The sequence below is a fragment of the Streptomyces sp. NPDC101234 genome (assembly GCF_044767525.1).
GTDB lineage: Bacteria > Actinomycetota > Actinomycetes > Streptomycetales > Streptomycetaceae > Streptomyces > Streptomyces sasae.
In genome coordinates, this window is sequence record NZ_JBIWOA010000035.1 from 1 (window position 1) to 14,901 (window position 14,901).

The 14,901-nt window shown below is 71.0% G+C and carries 12 protein-coding genes and 1 pseudogene; 9 read left to right on the plus strand and 4 right to left on the minus strand.

Annotated elements, in window-relative coordinates:
- The 3 genes and pseudogenes from ACIRR9_RS43080 to ACIRR9_RS43090 form a co-directional block, all read right to left on the minus strand.
- Positions 1 to 206, minus strand: a pseudogene (locus tag ACIRR9_RS43080) (gfo/Idh/MocA family oxidoreductase); the annotation flags it as partial.
- Between the two features lie 145 nt (positions 207 to 351).
- Positions 352 to 1,113, minus strand: a complete 762-nt coding sequence (locus tag ACIRR9_RS43085) for an SDR family oxidoreductase (RefSeq protein ID WP_403764136.1) — start codon at positions 1,111 to 1,113, stop codon at positions 352 to 354.
- 16 nt (positions 1,114 to 1,129) lie between these two features.
- Positions 1,130 to 2,308: a phytanoyl-CoA dioxygenase family protein gene (locus ACIRR9_RS43090; RefSeq protein WP_403764138.1), complete on the minus strand. Its 1,179-nt coding sequence runs from the start codon at positions 2,306 to 2,308 to the stop codon at positions 1,130 to 1,132.
- Positions 2,309 to 2,416: 108 nt separating this feature from the next.
- Between ACIRR9_RS43090 and ACIRR9_RS43095 the strand changes: the two genes are divergently transcribed.
- The 8 genes from ACIRR9_RS43095 to ACIRR9_RS43130 all read left to right on the plus strand — a co-directional run bounded on the left by ACIRR9_RS43095 (position 2,417) and on the right by ACIRR9_RS43130 (position 12,349).
- Entirely contained in the window at positions 2,417 to 3,463 is a 1,047-nt protein-coding gene (locus tag ACIRR9_RS43095) for a LacI family DNA-binding transcriptional regulator (RefSeq protein ID WP_403764140.1), read from the plus strand.
- Positions 3,464 to 3,838: 375 nt separating this feature from the next.
- Positions 3,839 to 5,422, plus strand: coding sequence for an ABC transporter substrate-binding protein (locus ACIRR9_RS43100; protein WP_403764142.1), 1,584 nt, complete (start codon positions 3,839 to 3,841; stop codon positions 5,420 to 5,422).
- A 2-nt stretch (positions 5,423 to 5,424) separates the two neighbouring features.
- On the plus strand, positions 5,425 to 6,381 hold the full coding sequence (locus ACIRR9_RS43105) for an ABC transporter permease (protein WP_403764144.1): 957 nt from the start codon (positions 5,425 to 5,427) through the stop codon (positions 6,379 to 6,381).
- A complete protein-coding gene (locus ACIRR9_RS43110; RefSeq protein WP_403764146.1) occupies positions 6,378 to 7,277 on the plus strand; it encodes an ABC transporter permease in 900 nt (299 codons plus the stop codon). The genes ACIRR9_RS43105 and ACIRR9_RS43110 overlap by 4 nt, the downstream gene beginning before the upstream one ends.
- Positions 7,277 to 9,019, plus strand: a complete 1,743-nt coding sequence (locus tag ACIRR9_RS43115; protein ID WP_403764148.1) for a dipeptide ABC transporter ATP-binding protein — start codon at positions 7,277 to 7,279, stop codon at positions 9,017 to 9,019. Before ACIRR9_RS43110 ends, ACIRR9_RS43115 begins: the two co-directional genes overlap by 1 nt.
- Entirely contained in the window at positions 9,016 to 11,025 is a 2,010-nt protein-coding gene (locus tag ACIRR9_RS43120; RefSeq protein WP_403764150.1) for a CocE/NonD family hydrolase, read from the plus strand. Before ACIRR9_RS43115 ends, ACIRR9_RS43120 begins: the two co-directional genes overlap by 4 nt.
- A complete protein-coding gene (locus tag ACIRR9_RS43125; RefSeq protein WP_403764152.1) occupies positions 11,022 to 11,690 on the plus strand; it encodes a TetR/AcrR family transcriptional regulator in 669 nt (222 codons plus the stop codon). The genes ACIRR9_RS43120 and ACIRR9_RS43125 overlap by 4 nt, the downstream gene beginning before the upstream one ends.
- A gap of 302 nt (positions 11,691 to 11,992) precedes the next feature.
- Entirely contained in the window at positions 11,993 to 12,349 is a 357-nt protein-coding gene (locus ACIRR9_RS43130) for a hypothetical protein (protein ID WP_403764154.1), read from the plus strand.
- A gap of 47 nt (positions 12,350 to 12,396) precedes the next feature.
- On the opposite strand, the gene ACIRR9_RS43135 is transcribed toward ACIRR9_RS43130, so the two are convergent.
- Positions 12,397 to 13,323 (minus strand): aminoglycoside phosphotransferase family protein, encoded by a 927-nt coding sequence (locus ACIRR9_RS43135; RefSeq protein WP_403764156.1) that lies wholly within the window; start codon positions 13,321 to 13,323, stop codon positions 12,397 to 12,399.
- A 255-nt stretch (positions 13,324 to 13,578) separates the two neighbouring features.
- On the opposite strand from ACIRR9_RS43135, the gene ACIRR9_RS43140 reads away from it, so the two are divergent.
- Positions 13,579 to 14,814, plus strand: coding sequence for an MFS transporter (locus tag ACIRR9_RS43140; protein WP_403764158.1), 1,236 nt, complete (start codon positions 13,579 to 13,581; stop codon positions 14,812 to 14,814).
- The last annotated feature ends 87 nt before the right edge of the window (positions 14,815 to 14,901 follow it).

Here is a 14,901-nt window from a genome sequence, read left to right on the forward strand (position 1 = left end):
TCGTTCTGGGTATCGGCGACAAGATGGGGGGGGGTGCCTACCCCCCCCCCCCCGGGGGGGGGGGGGGCGCCCCCCGCGCCCCGGCCGCGGCCGGGGGCGGCCACCGCCACAAGGCGGTGGCCGCCCGCACGCGCGGGCCCCACGATGGAGAGTCCGGCGATCCGGGCCGCGCCCAGCACACCGATCCGCAGCGGCTCGTCCGTCATCCCTTGCGCACATCCTCCAACCGTGCCGGCCGGTGGCCCACGGCTTCCCGCCCGGAACGGGTCTCGGCGTGGATCGCGCCGATGCGGCCAAGGCCCATCACGCCGGTAGGCATGCGCATCCTGTTCCTTGAGTTCACGGGGCGGTTCAGTCCATTCCGCCGAAGACGTTCTGGTCCCAGTCGATGACCGAGCCGGTCACCACACCGCTGCGGTCGGACAGCAGGAAGACGACGAAGTCCGCGATCTCGTCGACCTGGCCGAGCTTGCCCATCGGCTGGGCCGCGGCGGCCTTCTCGCGCCAGTCGTCGCCCGCGCCGTGGAAGGCGCGCTGGGTCGCGTCCTCGCCCTCGGTGTCCGTCCAGCCGATGTTCAGGCCGTTGATCCGGATGCGGTCCCAGCGGTGGGCGTGGGCGGCGTTGACGGTCAGTCCCGCCAGTCCGGCCTTGGCGGTGGAGTAGGGGGCCAGGTAGGGGGGTCCGCCGTGGGCGCAGTTGGAGATGATGTTGACGATGGTGCCGGGTGCCTCGCGGCCCTTCATGTCGGCCACCGCGGCCTGCATCGCGAAGAACGGCGCCCGCAGGTTGATCGCGATGTGCTGGTCGAACAGCTCCGGTGTGGTGTCCAGGAGCGAGCCGCGTGATGTCAGCCCGGCCGCGTTGACCAGGCAGTCGATCCGGCCGTGCGCCTGCACGGTCCGTGTGACGGAGTCGCGGGCCTGTGCGGGATCGGCGAGGTCCGCCCTTACGAAGAGCGCCCCGGTGTCGGCGGCGAGCTGCTCGCCGACCTCGGCGCGGCGGCCGGTGAGGACGACGGTCGCGCCCTCGCGTACGGCGGCCTGCACGATGCCGGCGCCGACGCCCTGGCTGCCGCCGTTGACCAGGACGACCTTGTCCTGAAGAAGTGTCATGAGTGCTCTGTCCTTTTCAGCCGTGGCGGCGCTGGGCGCCGTCCCGCAGTTCCTGGCGCAGCCGGTCGGGGGTCCACCCCTCGGTCACGGCCTGCCAGACGGTGTCCGCCTGCGAGGGCGGCGCCAGACCGTCGACCGGGGGATCGAGGTCCAGGTTGGTGGGGAAGGGGTAGCCCTCGGCGGTGGCGGCGACCACCCGGCGCAGCCAGTCCTCCGAGACCCCCTCGGCCCTGCGGCGCAGGAGTACCGGGAACAGTGCGTTCGCCATCGCCTCGCGGTCCACGGTTTCCATCGCCCCCCCGAAGGCGGTGGAGACCTGGAGCAGGTTGGCCATACGCCGGATGCCGGCCGAGCGGTTGTGCCCGGCGGCGTGGAAGAGCGCGGGGTTGAAGAAGGCCGCGTCGCCCTTGGCCAGGGGGAGTTGGACGTGTTGGGCGTCGAAGTACTCGACGAACCGCGGGAGTCGCCAGGCGAGGTAGCCCGGCTCGAACTTCTGCGAGTGGGGGAGGTAGAGCGTCGGGCCGGACTCGACCGGCATGTCACAGTGGGCGACGGCGCCTTGAAGGGTGAGCACGGGCGACAGGCGGTGAACATGCGCCGGGTAGGCGGCGGCGCGCTCCTGGGTGAGGAAGCCGAGATGGTAGTCGCGGTGCACGTTCTGCGCCGCGCCGCCCGGGTTGACCACGTTGACCTGCGAGGTGACCTGGTAGGCGGGGCCCAGCCAGGCTTCGGAGATCAGCTCCAGCATGTCGTTCGCGTAGTAGTCGGCGAACACCTCGGGGGCTCGCACGGCCACCTTGTCCAGGGCGTTCCAGACCCGGTCGTTGGCGCCGGGCTTCGCAAAGTGGTCGCCGCGCCCGGCACCGCTTGCGCGCTCCTCCTCGATCAGCGAGGCGAAGGCCTCGGAGGCCCGGTCGACGATACGAGCGTCGGTGAACGCGCGCTTGAGGACGACGATGCCGGGGCCGTCGAGCAGCGCCCGGATCAGCTCGCTCTGCACGTCGCGGCGGCCGTCCGCGGTTGCCGCGAGGTCACGGAGCCGGTCGCTGTCGTAGAGGAGCACGTTCTGCTGCACACCCTCCGCCGAGGGGTAGTCGGCGGTGTCGGTCTCCTTCTCGACGAGTGAGCGGAACGTGTCGAGATCGCAGTCGGCCTCGGTCAGCCAAGTCCGCCCGGTTGTGGCGATGGAGGGCATTCCGGTCCTTTCGCAGTGCCTGCCTTTCTGCCAGTCTTGATAACTCAAACCCATCATTCAATCCTCAGAAGCACATCAAAAGTGCATCATCACCACCTGGGATTCCTCATGCGCCATCCCTATACGATCAGGGAAATCGCCCGTCAGTCCGGGCTGAGCACGGCCACGGTCGACCGCGTCCTCAACAGCCGGGGCAATGTGCGGGACAGCACCGTCCGTGAGGTGCACGAGGCCATCAAGGACCTGGACCGCCAGCAGGCCCAGGTCCGTATCGGCGGCCGCACCTTCATGATCGACATCGTGATGCAGACGCCGGAGCGGTTCTCCACCGCCGTACGCGAGGCGCTGGAGGCCGAACTGCCCTCCCTGCACCCCGCCGTGGTGCGCTCACGCTTCCACTTCCGCGAGACCGGCCCGCCCCAGGACCTGGTCGACACCCTGGACAAGATCGCCAGGCGTGGTTCGCAGGGCGTGATCCTCAAGGCCCCTGACGTACCGGAGATCGCGGCCGCCGTCGGACGCCTGGCCGCGGCCGGCGTCCCCGTCGTCACCCTGGTGACGGACCTCCCGCACAGCGCACGCCTGGCGTACGTCGGCATCGACAACCGAGCCGCCGGCGCCACCGCCGCCTACCTCCTGGAACAGTGGCTCGGCGACCGCCCCGGCGATGTGCTCACCACCATCAGCCGGGGCTCCTTCCGTGGCGAGGAGGAGCGCGAGATGGGCTTCCGCAGCGCGATGCGCCTCACCGACCCCAGACGGTCCCTGGTGGAGGTCACCGACAGTGACGGCCTGGACGCCGCCCAGCGCGATCTGGTGCTGGAGGCCCTCGAACGCGACGGGGACATCGTGGCCGTCTACTCCATGGGCGGCGGCAACCTCGCCACACTGGACGCGTTCGACACCCTGGGCAGGCGGTGTGCGGTCTTCGTCGCGCACGACCTGGACCACGACAACACGCGCCTGCTGCGCGAGCGCCGCATCTCCGCCGTCCTCCACCACGACCTGCGACAGGACGTGCGCCGCGCCTGTCAGACCGTCATGCGCGCCAACAAGGCCCTGCCGGACGACGGCCCGACCCTGCCGTCGGCGATCCAGGTGGTCACACCGTTCAATCTGCCGCCCGATGTGACGGCCGCACCGTTCCCGGGATGAAGCGGGCTCGGTAACCGCCCGTCGCCGTGCCCGTCGTGCCCGAGGCCCCCGTCGTGCCCGAGGCGTCCGTCGTGTTCGTGGTGTCTGCGGTGTCCGAGGTGCCCGTCGTGCGCGTGGTATCCGCGGCGGCCGGGTTGCCCGCTATGCCCGCAGTTCCCGCTATGGCGGCGGTTCCCGCTACGCCCGCGGTTGCCGCAACGGCCGGGGTGTCGTTGTGTCCGCGTCCCGCTCCCGTCGTCCGTCACCCCGTTACTGATCCATTTCCGACGTTAATTTCCGCGTTCGAAGGGTTGGCCGGAAGCCGTCGTCTGGTTATCGTTCACGAACTTCACTCAATCGTTCCGCTGAACGAATAGCGAGAGAGACGGTCGGTCCATGCCCGACATCCACCTCCCGGGGCGCCGTTCGGTACTCGCCGCGGGCGCGGCCGGCGCGGCCTCGCTCGGCGCGTCCTGGCTGCTCACCGGCTGTACGGGGGCAGCCGCCACCCCGGATCTGACGGCTGCCGCCCTGAAGGGCACCCCCGACCCCGGCGGCACCCTGCGCATCGCCAGGCCCCCCGCCTCCGACGCCGAGACCCTCGATCCGGCGAGCTCCCTGTCGGCGTACGAATACCTCGGCGCCCTCTACAACCGGCTGGTGCGGGTCGGCACGGACGGCGAACTCGCCCCCGACCTCGCCGAGTCCTGGGAGTCCGACGCCAAGGCCCGTACCTGGACCTTCCGGCTCCGCAAGAACGTCACCTTCCACGACGGACGCGCCTTCACCTCCGCCGACGCCGCCTACACGCTGCGGCACATCCTCGACAAGGCGACCGCCTCACCCCAGGCCGCCGTCCTCGCCCCGCTCGTCGACCCGAGTAGGCTGCGCACCCCGGACGCCCACACCCTCGTCGTCCCCCTGAAGACCCCGAACGCCGAATTCCCCAGCCTCCTCACGCACTACAACTGCTATGTCATCCCCGACGGCAGTGCCAAGGGCATCGGGCGCACCGGCATCGGCACCGGCCCCTTCAAGCTGGAGTCGTTCGCCCCGGCGGGCCCCGGCCGGGTCACCGCGAACAAGGACCACTGGGCCGGCCGCCCGGTCCTCGACGCCGTCGCCTTCTACTCGGTCGCCGACATGTCCGCCCGTTCCAACGCCCTGCTCGCCGGACAGGTGGACCTCCTCTCCCAGACCAACCTCGACTTCGCCACCGCCCGCGTGGTCGCCGCCTCCGACCGGGCCACCGTCGCCCGGGTGAAGGACGCGCAGTGGTACGTGCTGCCAATGCTCACCACCGAGAAGCCCTTCACCGACGTCCGCGTCCGGCAGGCGATGAAGCTCGCCTACGACCCCGAGCACGTCGTGAAGGTGGCGCTCCAGGGCGCGGGCACCGCCGGCTGGGACAACCCCGTACCGCCGAGCGACCCCGCCCACATCTCCGCCCACCCCGCGCACGACCCCGAGCAGGCCCGCCACCTCCTCAAGCGGGCCGGACACGAGGGGCTGGCAGTCGACCTCTACACCTCCTCCTACGACCCGCTGTTCACGCCGATGGCCCTCGCCTACCAGGACTCCGCCAAGCGGGCCGGTATCCGGATCCGGGTTAAGACGGCCGCCGCGGACTCGTACTACACGCAGATCTGGATGAAGAAGCCCCTGATGGCCACCTACTGGTTCACCGGGCGGCCCGTCGACCAGCTCTTCACCCAGATCTTCCGCAGCGGCTCCTCCTACAACGAGACCGCCTGGTCCGACAAGGAGTTCGACGCCGTCCTGGACCGGGCCCGCGCCGAGACCGACGACACGAGACGCCGTGAACTGTACGGCGAGGCACAGACGTTGGTGATCGAGCGGGGCGGGGCGATGACCCCGATGTTCGCCGACCGGCTCGTCGGCATCTCCCGGAAGGTCCGCGGCTACGCCGAGCACGGCTTCGAGTTCGACTACCTCAACATCGGTGTGAAGGGGGCCTGAGCATGCTGTCGTTCACCCTGCGCCGGCTGGCCTCGGCCGTCGGCACACTGTTCCTCTCCTCCGTACTCGTCTTCCTCGCCGTACAGGCACTGCCCGGCGACGTGGCCACCCAGATCCTCGGCAAGGACGCCACCCCCGACGCCGTGGCCGCCCTGCGCGAGCAGCTCGGTCTCGACCGGCCCGCCTGGGAACGCTACTTCGACTGGATCAAGGGCGCCCTGCACGGCGACTTCGGCACCTCCCTCGTCTCCGGCAAGGGCGTCGGCGGCCAAGTCGCCCTGTACCTCGGCAACTCGGCGCTCATAGCCGCCGTCACCGTGCTGTTCGCGGTGACCGGGTCCCTCCTCCTCGGCGTCCTCGCCGGTCTGTACCGGGACCGCTGGCCCGACCACCTGATCTCCACCGTCAGCCTCGTCGGCATGAGCGTCCCCGAGTTCGTGGTCGCCACCGTCCTGGTGCTGTGCTTCTCGGTCGCGCTGCCCTGGTTCCCGGCGGTCGTGCTCTACGGCCCCGAGGCGAGCGTCGGCCAACTCCTGCCCGCCGTATGGCTTCCCGCGTTCGCGCTCGCCGTGGTCATGGCCGCCTACATCGTGCGGATGGCCCGCACCTCCGTCATCGACGTGATGGCAGGCGAGTACGTCACCACCGCCCGCCTGAAGGGCCTCTCCACCTGGCGGATCGTCACCCGGCACGCACTGCCGAGTGCCCTTCTACCCACCCTGCACGTCATCGCCCTCAACGTCGCCTGGCTCGCGGGCGGGGTCGCGGTCGTCGAGAACGTCTTCAACTACCCCGGTATCGGAAAGCTGATGCTCTCCTCCGTGCAGAACCGCGACCTGCCCGTCATCCAGGCCATCGCCCTCGTCAGCGCCGTGATCTACGTCGTCTGCAACCTCGCCGCCGACCTCGGCGCCATGGCCCTCAACCCCAGGCTCCGCACCCGAGGGAGGACCCGGTGACCGCACTCGACACCACCCCCGCCACCACGGCCGCCGCCCCCGCGGCCCCGCACGCCGCTGTCCGCGCCTGGCGCGGCCTGCGCTCGTCCCGCACCGCCCTTGTCGGCCTCGTCGTCGTCGCCGTGCACATCCTCGTGGCGCTGCTCGCCCCGCTGCTCGCCTCCTGCGACCCGATCGCCAACGACGCCTCGCACGCCCTGCTCGGCCCGAGCTGGGAACACTGGGCCGGCACCGACCAGTACGGCCGTGACGTCCTCGCCCGGGTGCTGTACGGCGGCCGGTACGGCCTCGGCGTCTCCGTCGCCGCCACCCTGATCACCGTCGCCCTCGGTACGGTCGTCGGCTGCGCGGCCGCCCTGCGCGGCGGCTGGTTCGACGACGTGCTCGGCCGCGTACTGGACGCGATCCTCTCCGTACCGTCGATCCTGGCCCTGCTGGTCATCGTCACCGCCCTCGGCACCGGACCGGCGGTGATCGTCCTGGCCATCGCCGTCGTCTACGTCCCCCAGGTCGTCCGCGTCGTACGCGGCGCCGCCCTCGCGGTGGTCCCCATGGACTACGTCACCGCCGCCCGCGCCCGCGGCGAGAGCACCTGGGCGATCCTGCGCCGGGAGGTGCTGCCGAACATCACCGACGTCGTGTGCGTGGAGTTCGCGATGCGTGCCTCCTGGGTGGTGCTGCTGATCTCCTCGCTGTCCTTCCTCGGCTTCGGTGCCGACCCGCCGACCCCCGACTGGGGGTTGATGGTCGCCGAGAACCGCACCGCCATCACCGTCGTCCCGATGGCGAGCCTCGCGCCGATCATCGCCCTGGCCACCCTCGTGGTCGGGCTCAACCTCGCGGCCGACGGCCTCTCCAAGGCGTGGGGCGTGGACCGGATCAGGGAGGGTTCCTGATGACCTCTGTCGTTTCCGTCGACTCCCTCTCCGTCGCCTACCGTTCGGGCGGCCGCGAGGTCCCGGTCGTGCACGAGGTGTCCCTGGAGGTGGAGCCGGGCCGTACCCTCGCCCTCGTCGGCGAGTCCGGCAGCGGCAAGTCCACCGTCGCCGCCACCCTGCTGGGCCATCTGCGGCACGGTTCCCGTGTCACCGGCGGCAGCGTCCGGGTGGACGGGCGGGATGTGCTCGCCCTGCCCGCACGGGAGTTGCGGCTGCTGCGCGGCGGAACCGTCGCCATGGTCGGCCAGAACGCCGGACAGGCGCTGACCCCGACCATGCGCATCGGGCGGCAGATCGAGGAGGCGGGCGGCGAGGTGCCGGTCGTCGATCTGCTCGAACAGGTCCGGCTGCCCCGCCCCGCCGAACTCTCCCGCCGCTACCCGCACGAACTCTCCGGCGGCCAGCAGCAGCGCGTCGCCATCGCCATGGCCATCGCCGCCCGCCCCAAGGTCCTCGTCCTCGACGAACCCACCACCGGCCTGGACGTCATCACCCAGCGCAGCGTCCTGGACCTGATCGCCGCCCTGCGCGACGAACTCGGCCTGGCCGCCGTACTGGTGAGCCACGACCTCGGCGTCGTCGCGCACATGGCCGACGAGGTGTGCGTCCTGAAGGCGGGCCGGGTGGTGGAGGCGGCGGCCACTCGTCGGCTGTTCGCCGCACCCCGGGACCCTTACACCAAGCGGTTGTTGGCGAGCGTGCCGCGCCTCGACGACGCCGGACTCGCGGTCGTCGACGAGGTGGGGGAGCGCACGGTCCGCGCCAAGGCCGCCGTCCCCGACAGCGCACCGGTCGCGGTCGCAGCGAGCGACGTGACCATCGACTACGGCAGTACGCGCGCCGTGCACGGCGTCTCCTTCGACGTCCGCCGGGGCGAAGTCCTCGCCCTCGTCGGCGAGTCGGGCAGCGGGAAGTCCACACTGGCCTGGACGCTGGCGGGACTGCGCACCCCCTCCGGCGGCACCATGACGCACGAGGCCGGCGACCTGGCCCGATCGGCGCCGAAGCGCCCGCTCTCGCTGCGCCGCCGGGTCCAACTGGTCTTCCAGAACGCCGACACCTCCCTCAACCCCCGCCGCTCCGTCGGTGACGCGGTCCGCCGCCCGCTGCGGTTCTTCGGCACCGTGACCAGTCGTGCGGAAGCCGCAGCGCACGCCCACCGACTCATCGAGGACGTACGCCTGGATCCGGCCCTCGCCGACCGGCTGCCCGCCCAGCTCTCCGGCGGACAGCGCCAACGCATCGGCATCGCCAGGGCGTTGGCCGGAGAACCGGACGTCCTGATCGCCGACGAGATCACCACCGCGCTGGATGTCTCCGTCCAGGCCGAGGTGCTGCGGCTCTTGGACGACCTGCGCCGGGAACGCGACCTGGCCTGCCTGTTCATCAGCCACGACCTCGCCGTGGTGCGCGGGATCGCCGACCGGGTCGTCGTACTACGGCACGGGGTCGTGGTCGAGGAAGGGCCCACCGAGGCCGTCTTCGACGCGCCCGGCCACCCCTACACCCGTCGTCTGATGGCCGCGGCACTCGAACCCGACCCCGACGCGCCGCCCCTGACCGACGACGCCCCCGACTGGGCGGATGCCACCGACACGGATGCCGCCGACCCGGACGGCATCTGGAACGACCTCGGCGACGGCCACCGCGTCCGCCGCTGGACAACCCTCAACGCCCCTGTGGCCGAAGGAGTTTCGTGAAGTACCGCGAACAGTTCGAGCGCCAGGTCGTGCACGAGGACGTCTGGATCCCCACCCGAGACGGCCGGACCCGCCTGCACGCCCGCATCTGGCGGCCCGTGGACGCCGAGTCCGACCCCGTGCCCGCGCTGCTCGAATACCTCCCGTACCGCAAGAGCGACTGGACCGCGCCCCGGGACACCCAGCGTCACCCCTGGTACGCCGGACACGGCTACGCCTCCGTCCGCGTCGACATCCGGGGCCACGGCGACAGCGAGGGCACCCCCGGCGACGAGTACGACGCCCAGGAACTCGCCGACGGCGTCGACGTCGTCAACTGGCTCGCCGCCCAGCCCTGGTGCACCGGCAAGGTCGGCATGTTCGGCATCTCCTGGGGCGGCTTCAACTCCCTCCAGATCGCCGCCCTCGCCCCCGAACCGCTCAAGGCGGTCGTCACCGTCTGCTCCACCGACGACCGCTATGACAACGACGTCCACTACACCGGCGGCGCGGTCCTCGGCATCGACATGCTCGCCTGGGCCGGCACCATGCTGGCCTTCGCCTCCCGGCCGCCGGACCCGGCGAACGTCGGCGCCGACCGCTGGCTGCCGATGTGGCGCGAGCGCCTCGACTCCCTCGTGCCCTTCCTGCACACCTGGCTCGACCACCAGCAGCGCGACGCCTACTGGAAGCACGGCAGCGTCTGCGAGGACTACACCGCCATCGACGCCGCCGTCCTCGCGGTGGGCGGCTGGAACGACCCGTACCGGGACACCGTCCTCCGTCTCGTCGAGCACCTCCCGACCGACCGCGTCCGCGGCCTCATCGGCCCCTGGTCGCACCAGTACCCCGACCGGGGGCTGCCGCCCGGCCCGGCGATCGGCTTCCTCCAGGAGACCCTGCGCTGGTGGGACCAGCACCTCAAGGGCACCGACACGGGTGTGATGCGCGAACCGCTGCTGCGCGCCTGGATCAACGACCGGGTGCCGCCCGCCACTTCGTACGACGTGATGCCCGGCCGCTGGGTCGGTGACGACAACTGGCCCTCCCCGAAGGTGACCTGGAGCGAGCGCACCCTGGCACCCGGCGCTCATGCCCCGGTCCTCGTCCGCTCCCCGCTCCACACCGGCCTCGACGCCGGCCGCTTCTTCCCCTTCGGCAACGCGAGCGACCTGCCGCCCGACCAGCGCGAGGAGGACGGCCGTTCGGTCTGCTTCGACTCCGAGCCGCTCACCGAGCGCGTCGAGATCCTCGGCCGGCCCCGCGTCCGCCTGCGCCTGGACAGTGCCACCGCACGGGCCAACGTGATCGTCCGGCTGTGCGACGTCGCACCCGACGGAGCCTCGACACTCGTCACCCGTGGTGTGCTCAACCTGCTGAGCAGAAACGGCCGGGACCAGGCCGTGGAGTGGACCCCGGGGACGTACGAGGATGTCGAGGTCGAACTCACCGGCATCGGCTACGCCTTCCCGCCCGGCCACCGCGTCCGGGTCGCCGTCTCCGACGCCTACTGGCCGTGGGTGTGGCCGCACGGCGAGCGCGGGGAGCTGCGCGTCGTACCCGCGGACAGCGCCGTACTCCTGCCCGTGCGGGCGGCCGGCGAGGAGCCGCCGATCTTCTTCGAGGAGCCGGAGCAGGCGCCACCCCTGCCGGTCACCTATGACCGGCCCGCCGAGCCCAGGCCCGAACGGCTGGTCACCCACGACGTCGCGGCGGGGGAGTGGACTCTGGAGGTCGACCCCAACTACGGCGGATCACGGACGTACCCGGACGGGCTCCGCTACGAGGAGAGCGCACGGGAGACGTACCGTGTCCGCGGTGACGACCCGCTGTCCGCGAGCGCCGTGTCGGAGTGGCGGATCCGGCTGCGGCGCGGCGAGGACTTCGACGCTGAGATCATGGCGCGTACGGAGCTGCGCGCCTCGGCGGCGGACTTCGTCATGGACAGCCGTATCGAGGCACGGGCGAACGGAGAGACAGTGGTCAAGCGGTCCTGGCACCACACCAGCGCGAGGACGTCGGGATGAGCGCCGCAGAGTCGCCGCGCTCCGCGAAGGCCCCGCGCCGTGCCGTCGCGGCGGCCGACCGTACCCGCCAGCCCACCGAGGTCCGGCGCCGGCTGATCGTCGAGGCGGCCATCCCGCTGATCGCGGAACGCGGCTACGCGTCGGTGGGCGTCCGGGACGTGGCCGCCGCGGCCGGGGTCTCCGTCGGCACGGTCACCTATCACTTCGGCAGTGTCCAGGAGATCCTGTCCGAGGCGATGGTGCTGCACATCGAGCGGTACTACGCGGAACTCAGCGAGGCCGCCGAGCGGGCGGGCAGCGGTGCGGAGGCCCTGCGGCTGCTCGTCGACGCCCTCTTCACCGAGGACACCGACCGGCACTGGCGGATGTGGTTCGACTACTGGAACGCGGGCGACCCGGACACCGACGAGGCGTTCGCCCGCGGCCAGACGGAGCGCTACGCCGCCTGGCACCGGCAGATCCGCACCCTCGCCGAACGGGGCGTCGCGGACGGCGAGTTCAGCGGCGACGACCTCGACGGCTTCACCGTCCGCTTCGCCGCCCTCGCCGACGGCCTCGCCCTGCAGCGGCTGCGCCAGTCACCCCCGCTCAGCACACAGGACGCCCGCCACCATCTGAACCGCCTCGTGGAAACCGAACTCACAGTCCCCCCGGCCCGCGACTGACCCCCCAGGATCGTGGCCAAGTCCACTGCCTGATCACGAAGTTGGCTGTACCTGAGACAGTCGCCTCTCGGCCGAAGGTCAGGGCCATGTCGATGAAGATGATGAAGAGGCCGCCGACCGGCGGTTCGATTCACACCCCGTCCGGGTCGGGCACGGTTTTGACGCTGCTCGGTGGCCCCGGGAAAGAGCCTGATGCGAGAGCAGCAGGCGTATCGAGTGTGGTGAGTCGCGCGATATGGATGACTTGACCAGCTCAGTGCCCTCTACGGCGCGGTGTCAGTGGGCTACGTCATGATGGCGTGGTGGATGATCTCGCTGTGCTGCGGCAGGAGTTTTCGGAGGACGAGGAAGGGTTTCTTGCGATCCTGATCCGTGATCACAGGTGGGACAAGGCGGCTTTCTCTCGTCTCGAGCGGGCCATGCGGGGACTGTGTGCGGGGTTCGAGGAGCGTGATCAGCAGGAATTGCCGCGGTGGCTGGTGGAAGGGTTCTGGGTGTGTGTCGACTGGCTTCCCGATCACACAGCCCATCCGCGGTTTCCGCGGCCGGAGACGCCGGCCTATTACGAGGCGGCTCTCACCAGGCTGCGAGACCTTCAGTATTGGCTGGTGACCGGTGTTTCGCCGTACCTGCCCGATCATGTGTTCGCGGACCTGTAGGGACCGGCAGCCGTGCCGTCCCGGCTCGCCTGTCCGTTCTGCCTGGTCTACGCCGGAGAGAGTCGGTCCTGGCTGGATGTGAGAACACGGTTGAGCGCCGCCCGGCCTGCGGGGCCCCATGTCGGCTTGCCGCCAGGGAGGCCCCGTTCCCCGGCCTGGCCCATGAGGATGAGGAAAAGGCTCTTCATGGCAGCCAGCCCTCGGGCGCGCCGGACCGTCGCCTCGTCCGCGTGCGCGTAGACCTCGAAGAACCGTGATGCCGCGCCCTCGGGAAGAAGCAGCCACGCGGCCGCGAGGTCCCACGCCGGGTCGCCGGCGAACATGGCATCGAAATCGATCACGCCCGAGAGGGTCCCGTCAGACACGACGACGTTCGCCGGATGGAGGTCGCCGTGCAGCCATATCCGCGGGCCCTCCCACTCGGGGGCCGCGACGGCATCGTCCCAGACGTTCCGGACGGCCTGGGCGTCGGCGGCAAGGCCACCGGGGGCGATGGCTTGCATGAAGTTCTCGAAGCCGTCCGTGCAGTTCTTGGGGTGGGCGCCGCGGTCCGAACTGTCCGGTGCCTCAGCGGGCGCCTCCACATGGAGCGCTCTGAGGAAGCCCGCCAGAGTGTCGGCCGCGTGGTCGCCGCGACTGATCGAGGTGTAGTCCAGCGGCTCGCCGTGAACCCACGTCATGATGCTCCACGGCCTCGGGAAGCGCGCGGACGGTTCGCCGATCCGCACCGGCGTCGGAACCGGGAGCGGAAGACGCGGCGCCACGACAGGCAGCCACCGGCACTCCTTGCGCAGGAGATCCGGGGCGTCTTCCGTGCGCGGCATACGTACGGCCAACTCATCCCCGAGCCTCCACATCTGGTTGCCCCAGCCGCCCGCCACCTCGCGGATGGGCAGCCCCGCGAGGTCTGGATGCTGGTCCTTGAGAAGATCGTGCACCAGCTCTGCGGTGATCTCGATCTTGGAGTCGGTCATGCGCAGCCACGGTACGTGAGACGGGCGTGGTGATGGGCCGGCTTCGGCGGCCCGTGCGAAGCCCTGGTGACGCAGGTCACCCCATTTCGCGGGCCGATCCCGGAATGCGCGCGGGCTTCATTCCGCTGAAGCGTTCTTGGGGTGTGCTGGGCAAGGGTGCTCGGCGCGGCCGGTCACGGAGTGTGGGGACACCTTCTGGAGCCGTCCCGCTCGTCCCCTCCTGACCACCGTCGCTGAAAGGTTCTCTCACCCGCCATGCCTCTGGCTCTGCTGGCCCTTGCCGTCGTCACGTTCGGAATCGGCACCACCGAATTCGCCACCATGGGCCTGCTGCCCCAGATCGCGGACGGGATGGGTGTGTCGGTGCCGCACGCCGGCAACCTCGTCTCGGCGTACGCCCTCGGCGTCGTCGTAGGTGCCCCCGTGCTGACCGGCATCGGCGCGCGGGTGCCCCACAAGCGGCTGCTGCTCCTGCTCACCGGGCTGTTCGTGGTGGGCAACACGGCGTCCGCGCTCGCCCCGAACTTCGGCCTGCTCTTCGCCGCCCGGTTCCTCGCCGGACTGCCGCACGGCGCGCTGTTCGGCGTGGGCGCCGTGGTCGCCTCCCGCCTGGTGGCTCCGGACCGCGCCGCACGCGCCGTCTCCCGGATCTTCCTCGGCCTCACCATCGCCAACATCATCGGCGTCCCCGCCGGTACCGCCCTCGGCCAGCACCTGGGCTGGCGGTACGCCTACTGCGCGGTCGCCGTCATCGGTCTCGTGGCGCTCGCCGCACTCGCCCTCCTCGTGCCCCACCAGCCGCGCGGCCCGCAGGCCGGCATCCGGCAGGAACTGCGGGCGATGGGCAATCTTCAGGTGTTCATCGGCCTGGCCACCGCCGTCGTCGGGTTCGGCGGCTTCTTCGCCGTCTACAGCTACCTCGTCCCCATGCTGACCCACCTGACGGGCATCTCCGACTCCTCCACCACCGTCGTCCTCGCCCTGTACGGCGTCGGCATGACCGTCGGCACCCTGCTCGCCGGCCCGCTCACCGACCGCGCCCTGCGCCCGACGCTCTACGGCGGGATCGTCCTGCTGGCCGCCTCGCTGGTGACGTTCTACTTCACCGTCCACAGCACGGTCCCGGCCCTGATCACCGTCCTCTTCATCGGCGCGACGGGCGCGCTCATCACCACGCCCGTCCAGATGCTGCTCATGATCAACGCGAAGGACGCCCCGACGATGGCCGCGGCCTCCAACCACTCCGCCTTCAACATGGCCAACGCGTCCGGCGCCTGGCTCGGCGGCCTGGTCATCTCGGCGGGCTGGGGCTGGGCCGCGCCCAACCTGGTCGGCGCCGCCCTCGCCGTGGCCGGCCTCGGGCTGGCCGTCACGGGCGGCTACCTGGACCGTGGCAATCGCCCCTCGAAGGTGGTCATCTCACAGGGCACCGCGGAGCCGCTGCAGGCCTCCGCGGGCGCCGAGGGCCTGACCGAGCCGAAGCGCGGATGAGTTGCACCTCGGCCGTCGAGGGTTGACCGAGCCGAACCTCGGCTGAGCCGCGCCTCGGCCGTGGCGGGTTCATCGAGCCGGACCGGG

Bases quoted from the DNA above. Each gene is read 5' to 3' on its own strand.
- ACIRR9_RS43085 (WP_403764136.1), bottom strand. From the start codon at position 1,113: ATGACACTTCTTCAGGACAAGGTCGTCCTGGTCAACGGCGGCAGCCAG.
- ACIRR9_RS43090 (WP_403764138.1), bottom strand. From the start codon at position 2,308: ATGCCCTCCATCGCCACAACCGGGCGGACTTGGCTGACCGAGGCCGAC.
- ACIRR9_RS43095 (WP_403764140.1), top strand. From the start codon at position 2,417: ATGCGCCATCCCTATACGATCAGGGAAATCGCCCGTCAGTCCGGGCTG.
- ACIRR9_RS43100 (WP_403764142.1), top strand. From the start codon at position 3,839: ATGCCCGACATCCACCTCCCGGGGCGCCGTTCGGTACTCGCCGCGGGC.
- ACIRR9_RS43105 (WP_403764144.1), top strand. From the start codon at position 5,425: ATGCTGTCGTTCACCCTGCGCCGGCTGGCCTCGGCCGTCGGCACACTG.
- ACIRR9_RS43115 (WP_403764148.1), top strand. From the start codon at position 7,277: ATGACCTCTGTCGTTTCCGTCGACTCCCTCTCCGTCGCCTACCGTTCG.
- ACIRR9_RS43125 (WP_403764152.1), top strand. From the start codon at position 11,022: ATGAGCGCCGCAGAGTCGCCGCGCTCCGCGAAGGCCCCGCGCCGTGCC.
- ACIRR9_RS43135 (WP_403764156.1), bottom strand. From the start codon at position 13,323: ATGACCGACTCCAAGATCGAGATCACCGCAGAGCTGGTGCACGATCTT.
- ACIRR9_RS43140 (WP_403764158.1), top strand. From the start codon at position 13,579: ATGCCTCTGGCTCTGCTGGCCCTTGCCGTCGTCACGTTCGGAATCGGC.